The organism is Streptomyces odontomachicola, from assembly GCF_039605595.1.
GTDB lineage: Bacteria > Actinomycetota > Actinomycetes > Streptomycetales > Streptomycetaceae > Streptomyces.
Genome location: NZ_JBCFOK010000027.1, coordinates 68229 through 77753, shown reverse-complemented (window position 1 = coordinate 77753; position 9525 = coordinate 68229). Strand labels below are relative to the sequence as shown.

At 73.2% G+C, this 9525-nt stretch carries 5 protein-coding genes; 4 read left to right on the top strand and 1 reads right to left on the bottom strand.

Annotation, left to right across the window (positions count from 1 at the left end):
• Nucleotides 1–126: 126 nt before the first annotated feature.
• The 3 genes from ABEE00_RS33915 to ABEE00_RS33905 all read left to right on the top strand — a co-directional run bounded on the left by ABEE00_RS33915 (nt 127) and on the right by ABEE00_RS33905 (nt 4621).
• Entirely contained in the window at nt 127–2568 is a 2442-nt protein-coding gene (locus tag ABEE00_RS33915) for a polysaccharide lyase 8 family protein (protein ID WP_345749633.1), read from the top strand.
• Between the two features lie 188 nt (nt 2569–2756).
• Nucleotides 2757–4355, top strand: a complete 1599-nt coding sequence (locus ABEE00_RS33910; RefSeq protein WP_345749632.1) for an acyl-CoA carboxylase subunit beta — start codon at nt 2757–2759, stop codon at nt 4353–4355.
• A gap of 47 nt (nt 4356–4402) precedes the next feature.
• Nucleotides 4403–4621 carry an acyl-CoA carboxylase epsilon subunit gene (locus tag ABEE00_RS33905; protein ID WP_345749631.1) on the top strand — a complete coding sequence of 73 codons (219 nt, stop codon included), beginning with the start codon at nt 4403–4405 and terminating at the stop codon, nt 4619–4621.
• A gap of 138 nt (nt 4622–4759) precedes the next feature.
• Here ABEE00_RS33905 and ABEE00_RS33900 read toward each other — a convergent pair whose 3' ends face one another.
• The gene (locus ABEE00_RS33900; RefSeq protein ID WP_345749630.1) at nt 4760–4939 is read right to left on the bottom strand and encodes a hypothetical protein; all 180 of its coding nucleotides are present in this window, start codon (nt 4937–4939) and stop codon (nt 4760–4762) included.
• A 559-nt stretch (nt 4940–5498) separates the two neighbouring features.
• Here ABEE00_RS33900 and ABEE00_RS33895 point away from each other — a divergent pair.
• Nucleotides 5499–9518, top strand: a complete 4020-nt coding sequence (locus ABEE00_RS33895) for a sensor histidine kinase (RefSeq protein ID WP_345749629.1) — start codon at nt 5499–5501, stop codon at nt 9516–9518.
• Nucleotides 9519–9525: the final 7 nt, after the last annotated feature.

Genomic DNA, 9525 nt, shown 5'->3' with positions numbered 1-9525 from the left:
CCCCCCCCCCCCCCCCCCCCCCCCCCCCCCCCCCCCCCCCCCCCCCCCCCCCCCCCCCCCCCGCTCCGCTGCTAGACATCCGTGAACCCACAAGAGGTCCACGCCACTTGGAGAGGGTGTCCCGCCGTGCCGCACCTGCCCCGCCGCGCCTTCCTCGCCGCCTCGGCCGTCTCCGCGGCAATCGCTTTCGGCCCTGCCCTTGGAGGCGCCCCTCCGGCAGCCGCCGCCACGGCGGGGGACCTGGCCCCGGGAGACTTCGCCGCGCTGCGCCGCCGCTGGCGCGAGCTCACCCTCGGCTCGGGCTTCGACCCGGGCGCCGAGCCGTACGCCGGGAGGCTCCGGCAGCTCGGGGAGCGGGCGCGCGGGCTGCGCGAGCAGATGAAGCCCACCGCCGACTCGCTCTTCCCCGGCTACCCCTTCGACCCGCCCTCCGGCATCACGCAGTCCTACCAGCGCCTCTACTACATGGCCGAGGCGTGGGCCCAGCCCGGCACGGGCCTCACCGGCGACGCCGCGCTGGCCTCCGACATCCTCCGGGGGCTCGGCCATGTGCACGAGCGCGTCTACCACAAGGGCACGCAGCGGTACGGGAATTGGTGGGAGTGGCAGATCGGGAGCCCGCGCCTGCTGCTCGACATCCTGACCCTGCTGCACGAGGAGGTGCCGGGCGACGACCGCGCCGGGTATCTGGCCGCGGTCGACCACTTCCTGCCGCCGTCCGTCTTCGACGAGTACACCGGCACCTCCACCGGCGCGAACCGTGTCGACTTCTGCCGCGTGTACGCAGTGCGCGGGGCACTGGGCGAGGACGGCTCCAAGATCGCTCTCGCGGGGAAGTCGCTCTCCCCGGTGTTCCCGTACGTGACGAAGGGCGACGGGCTCTACGCCGACGGCTCCTTCATCCAGCACACCTGGATCGCGTACTCGGGCACGTACGGCTATGTCCTGCTCGACGGGCTCGGCCGTCTCTTCGCGCTGCTCGACGGCACGGAGTGGGAGGTCACCGACCCGAAGCGGCAGATCGTGTACGACAGCGTGGAGAAGGCGTACGCGCCGCTGCTGCACGACGGGCTGATGATGGACAGCGTCAGCGGGCGGGCCATCTCGCGCGGCGTGCTCAGACAGGACCCCGAGGCGATCCACCAGAGCGATCACCAGCGCGGGCACCAACTGCTCGCTGCTGTGGCCCTGTTGGCGAAGGCGGCGTCCCCGGCCGAGCGTGCGCGCTGGCACGCCATGGTGCGCGGCTGGATCGAACGGGACACCGCGCTCCCGGTGCTGACGGACCGCCAGTTCAAGGTGGCCGACCTGGCGCGGCTGCACGCCGTCGCCGACGAGCCGGGCCCAGCGGCGCCCGAGCCCACGGGGCACACGCTCTTCCCCGCGATGGCGCGCGCGGTGCACCGCAGACCCGGCTGGTGCGCGGGCATCGCCATGTCCTCCGACCGGATCGCGTACTACGAGTGCGGCAACGGCGAGAATCCCCGCGGCTGGCACACCGGCGCCGGAATGCTCTCCTGGTGGGGCCCGGAGGGCACGCTCGACCAGTACGGGGACGACTTCTGGCCCACGGTGGACTGGTACCGGCTGCCCGGCACCACCGTCTCCGCCAAGCGCCTCGCGGACAACGCGGGCGGCGAATGGGGCGAGGCCAAGCCCGATGTGCGGTGGGTGGGCGGCACGACGGACGGTGAATTCGCCGCGGTGGGGCAGCACGTGAGGGGGCTCGGCAGCACGCTGACCGCGCGCAAGTCCTGGTTCTGCGCGGACGACGCGGTGATCTGCCTGGGCGCGGGCATCGGCGCGCGGGACGGCGAGCCGGTGGAGACCGTCTACGACAACCGCAACCTGGGCGCACGCTCCTCGGCCGCCTTCTCCGTGAACGGCCGCGCCGCCGCGCCGCTGACCGGGCTCGGCCGCACCCACACCGTCGGCGGAGCGCGCTGGGCCCACCTCGAAGGGCACGGCGGCTGGGTCTTCCCGGGCGGCACCCGGCTCTCGGTACGCCGCGAGGTGCGGACCGGCGCGTGGTCGGACATCAACAAGGGGAGCGTCACCGACAGGATCAGCCGCCACTGGCTCACGTTGTGGACCGGTCACGGCACGGACCCGGAGGACGCCTCGTACGCGTACCTGCTGATGCCCGGCGCGGGACCGCGCACCCTCGCGGCCCGCGCGGCCGACCGGGAGTGGCTGGCGATCGACGCCAACACGGCGGAACAGCAGGGCGTGACCGTCCCTTCGCTGGGCCTGACCGCGGTGAACTTCTGGGCGCCGGGCCGAGTGCGGCGGCTCTCCAGCACGGGTGCGGCGAGCGTGCTGCTGAGGGAGCGGGCGCAGGATCGGGTAAGGGAGCGTGCCGGGTCGCGCGCGGGGGAGGTCACGCTGTGTGCGGCCGGGCCCGAGCGGACCGGGGAGCCCTTCGAGCTGACCTGGCACCGGCGCGTGGTGCGGGTCGTGGAGGCCGGCGAGGGCGCCGAGGTGCTGGAGGAGGGGGAGCGGCTGCGGCTGCGGATCTCGCCCGGGACCGCGGGCGGCACCGTGCGCTGTAGGCTCCTGACCCGCTGACCCCCGCCGCGACCAGCGATGTTGTCCGGCTGTGGGGATCTGACAGCTCCTCGCGCGTGAGGTCGGAGGGTTCCGTGCTTGGCACAGGCCGAGGGGCCTGGTTCTGTCCAGCGCAGCCATGAAACCGGCGCTGAGACTGTGCGAATCTGACGACGGCGCGGCTCGGTGCCGTTTCGTAGGGTCTATACATGACCGATCTGTCCCAGCAGTCGCCCCAGGAATCCGAGGCCGAGGAGCCCGACGCGCGTGGCCGCGTGGCGGAGCTCCACGCGATCCGCGAGGAGGCGTACCGCGGCCCCAGCGAGCGGGCGACCGAGGCGCAGCACGCGAAGGGGAAGCTGACCGCGCGGGAGCGCATCGAGCTGCTGCTGGACGAGGGCAGCTTCCGTGAGCTGGAGACCCTGCGGCGGCACCGGGCGACCGGGTTCGGTCTGGAGGAGAAGAAGCCGTACACGGACGGTGTGATCACCGGCTGGGGCACGGTGCACGGGCGGACCGTGTTCGTCTACGCGCACGACTTCCGGATCTTCGGCGGCGCGCTGGGCGAGGCGCACGCCACCAAGATCCACAAGATCATGGACAAGGCGATCGCCGCGGGGGCCCCGCTGATCTCGCTGAACGACGGCGCCGGCGCCCGCATCCAGGAGGGCGTCGCGGCGCTCGCCGGTTACGGCGGCATCTTCCAGCGCAACACCCGCGCCTCCGGCGTGATCCCGCAGATCTCCGTGATGCTCGGCCCGTGCGCGGGCGGCGCGGCCTACTCCCCGGCGCTGACCGACTTCGTGTTCATGGTCCGCGACACCTCGCAGATGTTCATCACCGGGCCCGATGTGGTCCAGGCGGTGACCGGAGCCGAGGTCTCGCAGAACGGTCTGGGCGGTGCCGACGTGCACGCCGGCACCTCGGGCGTCTCGCACTTCGCGTACGACGACGAGCAGAGCTGCCTGGAGGACGTGCGCTATCTGCTCTCGCTGCTGCCCTCCAACAACCGCGAGAACCCGCCGCGCGAGGAGACCGCCGACCCGGTCGAGCGCCGCAGCGAGGCGCTGTACGACCTCGTGCCGGCCGACGGCAACCGCCCGTACGACATGCGCAAGGTCATCGAGGAGATCGTCGACGACGGCGAGTTCCTGGAGGTACACGAGCGCTGGGCGACCAACCTGATCGTGTCGCTGGCCCGGATGGACGGCCAGGTCGTGGGCATCGTGGCCAACCAGCCGCAGCACCTGGCCGGCGTGCTGGACATCGAGGCGTCCGAGAAGGGCGCCCGCTTCGTCCAGATGTGCGACGCCTTCAACATCCCGATCCTGACCCTGCTGGACGTGCCCGGCTTCCTGCCCGGCGTGGACCAGGAGCACGGCGGCATCATCCGGCACGGCGCCAAGCTGCTGTACGCGTACTGCAACGCCACGGTCCCGCGGATCTCGGTGGTGCTGCGCAAGGCGTACGGCGGCGCCTACATCGTCATGGACTCCCAGTCCATCGGCGCCGACCTGACCTACGCGTGGCCGACCAACGAGATCGCGGTGATGGGCGCCGAGGGCGCGGCCAACGTGATCTTCCGCCGCCAGATCGCCGCGGCCGACGACCCCGAGGCCATGCGCGCGCGCATGGTCAAGGAGTACAAGGCCGAGCTGATGCACCCCTACTACGCGGCCGAGCGCGGCCTCGTGGACGACGTGATCGACCCCTCCGAGACCCGCGAGGTCCTCGTACGGGGCCTGGAGATGCTCCAGAGCAAGCACGCAGACCTGCCCGAGCGCAAGCACGGCAACCCGCCGCAGTGAGCGACCACGGCAGCCACGGCAACCCCGCCGCAGTGAGGAAGGACAAGGTGAACACCACCGACCCGCAGAGCCTGGTCCGTGTCGAGAAGGGCGAGGCCAACGAGGAGGAGCTCGCGGCCGTCACCGCGCTCCTGCTGGCCCGCGCGGCCGCCACGGCGCGGCACGCGCAGATCCCCGCCGCCTCCCGCAACCGCACCACCAAGGCGGGCTGGCGCCGTCTGGAGCGCGCGCCCGGCTTCCGCGCGCCGACGAGCTGGCACGCGTAGCCCGGTACGCGGCGGGGCGTGAGCCGTTGCGCCCAAGCGCCCTGCCGCGCCCGTGAATCCATGAATGCGGCCCCCGGCGGAACATGCCGGGGGCCGGACGGCGTCTGTGCCGTGTAAAGCTTGTGCGCCGTACGCCGCTCAGGAGGCCGGGGCGTCCATCAGCGTGGTGCGCCGCGGGTTCGCGGTGCTGGCGGGGAGCTCGGCCGCGTCCTGGGCCTCCTCCGCGGGCTGGGTGGCCAGCTCGTCCGCGTCCTCGAGGTGGGCCAGCGTCGTGCGGCGGGGGTTGGCTATGTTCTGCATGCCCATGGTGGTCTTCACTGCTGCCGTTCCTCGCTCGCTTCTCGGTGGCTGCTTGTCGAAACCGTACGCGGTGTAAACGACGAGGGTAGATCCGGTATTCCCGTCCGGGGCGCGATCCAGTAACGAACGCCGTGTGAGTTTCCTCACCGGAGCTTGGTCAAAACGGGCATCCCGGACCCCCAACTGCCCCCGGAGAAGCGGACATCAGGGTTGAACGTGACGTTCCACGCCAGACGGGCGGCACTGCTGCGCCATGATCGACAGTGTTCCTCGTCCGGATAAGTCCCGTTTTTCCGGCGGGCGTTCACACAGCGTGTGACGCCGCGTCTTCGCAGCGTCACATGGGTCACGCCCTTACCCGCCGCCCTTGTTGGAGATCCTCCTCTGTGCTGGAATTCCACGGACCGCCGCAGGACATCACCCGGCGCGCAGGGGGCGCAGAGCAGCGCCGCGCGGCGGAGATGAGGGGGGCGACGGTCACTCACGACCGCCATTGGGGGGCCTGGGACCCCCACGACTCGATACCGTCCCGTCGCCGTTGGCGGCAGGGGCGCCTGGTCCAGAGGTTGCGACGCTAGTGCAGGGACGTTTCAAGAGGGATGGCAGCGCTGCGGGGGACCCGGAGCGCGCCCAGGAGAGCGGTCCCACGGCCGCCGTGCGGGAAGGAGGCGGCGGCGCGGGTCCTGAGTATCCGACGACCGACCCGTCGGGTGGCGGCGAGGCCGCCACGGCCAATGCCGCGGCTGCGGCGTCGGGCCCCGGGTCGCGCGCGGCCCTGCGCAACTGGCGCATCAGCACCCGCCTGGTCTCCCTCCTGGCGCTGCCGGTGGTCGCCGCCACCACTCTCGGTGCGCTGCGCATCCAGGACTCGCTCTCCAATGTCGACCAGCTCGACAACATGAAGCAGCTCACGGAGATGACGGAGAAGGCGACCCAGCTCGCCGCCGCGCTCCAGGAGGAGCGGGACCGCTCGGCGGGACCGCTGGTCGGCACGGGCAACGACAAGGACGACACCGTCGTCGCGCCGCGCGAGAAGGCCGATCAGTCGATCGCCGCCTTCAAGGCGCAGACCGCGCGCATCGACAGCGACGACAAGGTGATGAAGGGCGTCCAGTCGACCGTCCTCGACATCACCCGGCAGCTGACGCAGATCCGCGACATCCGCGAACGCGCCTACGACAACCCGTCGTACGTCTCCCAGACGGTCAACAGCTACAACACGCTCATCGAGTCGCTGCTCTCGCTCTCCCAGGACATGGCGCAGGCGACCAGCAACTCCGAGATGATCCAGAGCACCCGTGCGCTGACGTCGTTCTCCACGGCCAAGGAGTACGCGTCCATCCAGCGCGCCATCATCTCGGCGGGCCTGGCGCACAAGGGCGGCCCCAGCCTCTCCGAGTCCGACCGGCTCTACGCCAAGACCGCGAGCGAGAGCGAGCACGCCTCGCTCGGCAGCTTCAGCAAGATCTACGGCGAGGAGCAGGCGGCCCAGCTCACCAAGCCGCTGGACGGCGGCCTGCCCAACATCACCGCGGCGGACAAGTACCGCGACCGGGTCCTGCAGAACGCCGACGGCATCAAGCGGGAGAACCGGTCCTACATGGACTGGTACGACCAGGACCGCACCAAGATCGACGAGATGGGCAAGATCGAGTCGACGCTGCTCTCGCAGATGGAGCAGCAGGCCCGTGAGCTCCGCTCGGAGGCCCAGGCCGGCGCGTTCCTGAACGGCGCCGTGATCCTGCTGGTCCTCGGCATCTCGCTGGTCGGCGCCTTCGTGGTGGCCCGCTCCATGGTCCGCTCGCTGCGCAGGCTCCAGGACACCGCCCAGGACGTGGCCCGCAAGCGGCTGCCCGAGCTGGTCAAGCAGATGTCCGAGGCCGAGCCGCAGGACGTGGACACCTCCGTTGAGTCCGTCGGCGTGCACAGCCGGGACGAGATCGGCCGCGTGGCCGCGGCGTTCGACGACGTCCACCGCGAGGCCGTCCGGCTCGCCGGCGAGCAGGCGCTGCTGCGGGGCAACGTCAACGCGATGTTCACCAACCTCTCGCGGCGCAGCCAGGGCCTGATCCAGCGCCAGCTCTCGCTGATCTCCGAACTGGAGTCCCGCGAGGCCGACCCGGACCAGCTCTCCTCCCTCTTCAAGCTCGACCACCTCGCCACCCGCATGCGCCGTAACGGCGAGAACCTCCTGGTCCTCGCGGGCGAGGAGCCGGGCCGCCGGTGGACCCGCCCCGTGCCGCTGGTCGACGTGCTCCGCGCCGCCGCGTCCGAGGTGGAGCAGTACGAGCGGATCGAGCTCAGCTCCGTTCCCACCACCGAGGTCACGGGCCGGGTCGTCAACGACCTCGTGCACCTCCTCGCCGAGCTGCTGGAGAACGCCACCTCGTTCTCCTCCCCGCAGACCAAGGTCAAGGTCACAGGTCACGCGCTGCCCGACGGCCGGGTGCTCGTGGAGATCCACGACACCGGCATCGGCCTCTCGCCCGAGGACCTGTCCTCCATCAACGAGCGGCTCGCCAACCCGCCGACGGTGGACGTCTCCGTCTCCCGCCGCATGGGCCTGTTCGTGGTCGGCCGCCTCTCGCTGCGGCACGGCATCCGCATCCAGCTCCGCCCCTCCGACTCCGGTGGTACGACCGCGCTGGTCATGCTCCCGGTGGACGTGGCGCAGGGCGGCGCGGCCAAGAACAAGCCCGGCGCAGCCGGCCAGGGCGGCAACGGCGCCCAGGGCGGCCAGGGCGGCTCGGCCAAGAGCGCGCCCGCCGGCAGCCGTCTCGCGGGCCTCACGCCGCGCGGCCAGGTCAGCGGCGGACAGCGCGGCGCGCTGCCCGGCGGCGCACCGGCCGGCGCCGGGGCACCCGGCGGCGGGTCCGGCGCACCGACCACCGACTTCTTCGGGGGCGGCACCGCACGGCCCGGGGGCGCGAACCCGCCCTCGCCCGCCCCGCCGCGCCCCTCTGCACCCGGCGAGGCCCCGGCCCCCGCGGGCTCCGACGCGAACCGTCCGCCGCTGCCCGCGCGCGGCCCGGCCGGCGAGCTCACGGGCGGCCCGGCGCAGGGCGGCCCGGCCGGTCCTTCGGGCCCGGCGCAGATAGGCACCGGCTCCCCGGGATCCGGCGCCACCGGCGAATTCCCGCAGCCGCAGGGCGACTTCTCCCGTACGCAGGCCGAAGGCCCCGCCGACACCGGCGAGTTCGCCCGCCCGGCACCCGAGGGCCGGCAGCCCTCCGGCGGCCCCGGCGACACGGCCGAGTTCGCCCGTCCCGACTTCGACGCCCCGCCGCCCGCCGCCCCCGGCGCGGGTGCGGGCACCGGTCAGGACTCCGGCCGCCGCGAGCCCGCGGGCTGGCGCGACGGCATCCCGGAGACCCAGTTCCCGCGCCCGGAGATCAAGGGCACCGACCCGGCGAGCGAGCCGCCGTCCAGCGATGACACCTCCTCGCAGGTCCCGCTCCCGCGCCCGAGCTGGGTCGACGGCCCCGCCGCCGCGTCGGGCCCCGCCGAGGACGCGCCCCGCGGCCACGAGGAGCCCGAGGGCACCGGCGAGTACCCGCAGCCCGGCTTCACCGCCGCCTCCAGCGGCGGCGGGGGAGCGGAGGCCGCGCGGCCCGGGCAGCAGCAGGGCGCCGAGGCCGTGCACCCCGCGGCCGACGAGCTGCGCCAGGCGCTCCGCGAGGACCGCGGCCCCTCGGCCCTCGTACCGGGTGGCCCCGAGGAGCAGCCGCAGGACCCCGCGGCGCAGGAGCCCGGCGCGCGGGACGCGGCAGGCCAGGAGCAGGCCGCGCCCGAGCAGCCCCAGGCGCCGCAGGACACCGGCGAGTTCGCCGCACCGGGCGCCGGGGCGGCCGAGTCGCCGCTGACCGACCCGAACTTCCAGATACCCGCCGGTCCGCAGGGCGGCGAGCCGATCTTCGCCTCCATGGAGTCCAACTGGTTCCGCGGCGCCGAGGGCCACCCCCAGCAGGGCGGCGGCCAGGGCGCGCAGGGCCAGGGCTTCGAGCAGACCGGCTACGAGCAGCAGGCCGGTTACGGCCAGGGCCTCGAGCAGGGCGGCTACGAGGGCGCCCGGTACGAACAGCCCGCGCAGACCGCAGAGTTCGGCCGGACCGACGGGTTCGGGCAGAACGGCTACCAGGAGCCCGGCGCCGGAGCGGCCGGCGCGGGCACCGAGCACACCCACGGCGTACCGCCGCAGGACGCGCCCACCGCGCGTCCCGGGCAGGCGGCCTCCGCCGTTCCGCCCATGCCGCAGCGCAGGCCGTCCGGCGGCGCCGCGGGCGACCAGGGCGCCGACACCGGCGCGCACTGGGGCGCCTCGCCGAACGACGAGACCTGGCGGCGCGCCGAGCAGGTGCGCCAGCCCGCAGCGGGCGGAGTCACCACATCGGGGCTGCCACGCCGTGTCCCGCGTGCCAATCTGGTGGCGGGAACCGCACAGCAGCAGTCCTCCGCCCAGTCCGGGCCGCAGGTCTCGCGCGCACCCGACGATGTCCGCGGCCGGCTGACCAATCTCCGCCGGGGCATTCAGCAGGGCCGCCAGGCCGGCAGCACAGATGGCCGCGGCATGGGCCCCACTCACCAGCAGGAGCGTTAGTTGAGTC